Origin of the sequence: Mesorhizobium sp. M4A.F.Ca.ET.020.02.1.1, from assembly GCF_004022645.1 — a bacterium.
Lineage (GTDB): Bacteria > Pseudomonadota > Alphaproteobacteria > Rhizobiales > Rhizobiaceae > Mesorhizobium.
The window spans coordinates 1-1,259 of the sequence record NZ_RZOI01001118.1; the positions used below are offsets into that span (position 1 = coordinate 1).

The 1,259-nt window shown below is 68.0% G+C and carries 1 protein-coding gene; it reads left to right on the forward strand.

Annotated elements, in window-relative coordinates; all coding sequences use genetic code 11:
• On the forward strand, positions 1-1,259 hold a 1,259-nt coding region (locus EN742_RS35325; RefSeq protein ID WP_148670545.1), incomplete at both ends, for an AAA family ATPase.

Sequence of the window (1,259 nt, forward strand, 5' to 3'; positions counted from 1 at the left end):
CGCCCCCACGGTCGGGCGCGAGCACGAGCTTGCTCTGCTCGCGGAGCTCTGGAGCAAGGCCGCGTCCGGGGAGGGGCAGGTGGTCCTGCTCTCCGGTGAGCCAGGCATCGGCAAGTCGCACCTGATTCAGGCGCTGCGCGAGCGCCTGCGCGACCGGCCGCACATCCGCATCCGCTGCCAGTGCTCGCCGTTCCACGCAAACAGCGCCCTTCGCCCGTCGATCGTCCAGCTCACCCGCGCGGCTGGCTTCCACCCAGACGATCCGCCGAGCGTGAAACTCGATAAGCTGGAGCGGCTCCTGGCGCGGTCCACAGACAAGGTCCGGGACGACGCCCCTTTGTTGTCGGCGTTTCTTTCGCTCCCGGTGGGCAGCCGCTACGCACCCCTGAACCTCAGCCCCCAGCGCCAGAAGGAGCTGACCCTCGAGGCGCTGATCCGGCAGCTTGTTGGCCTAGCGGCCCGCCAGCCCGTGCTGTTGGTTTTCGAGGATATCCACTGGATTGATCCAACGTCGCTGGAGCTCCTCGACCGATTGGTCCCGCAGATCCCGCGCCTTGCAGTCTTGGCGATCTTCAGTTTCCGCCCTGAGTTCGAGCCGCGGTGGATCGGCCACCCGCGGGTCACCTCGCTCGCGCTGAACCGCCTGAGCCACCGGCAGGGTGCCGCCCTGGTGCAGCGGTTGACCGGTGGCAAGGCGCTGCCGGGCGGGTTGCTCGAGCAGATGGTGGCCAAGACAGACGGCGTGCCCCTGTTCCTCGAGGAGGTGACCAAGGCGGTCATCGAATCCGACGTGTTGACCGATGAAGGCGACCGTTACGCGCTCGCGGGCCCGCTGCCACCGTTGGCGATCCCTGCAACCCTGCAGGATTCTCTGGTGGCGCGGCTCGATCGGCTGGTGGCGCCGGCGCGGGAGGTTGCGCAGATTGGCGCCGCCATCGGCCGCGAATTCTCTTATGAGCTGCTGGCGGCTGTCGCGCAGCGCGGGGAACGGGAACTGCAGGGCGCCCTCGACCAGCTAATCGGCGCCGAGCTCGTGATCGCGCGCGGTCGGCCGCCGCACGCGACGTGCATCTTCAAGCACGCATTGGTGGGAGATGCCGCCTATGCCACCTTGCTGCGCAGTCGGCGCCAGCAACTGCACACCCGGATCGCCCACGCGCTCGAGCAGCATTTCGGCGAGGTCGTCGAACACGAGCCCGAGATCGTGGCTCAGCACTATACGGCTGCAGGCCTCTCGCTTCAGGCCATCGGCTATTGGC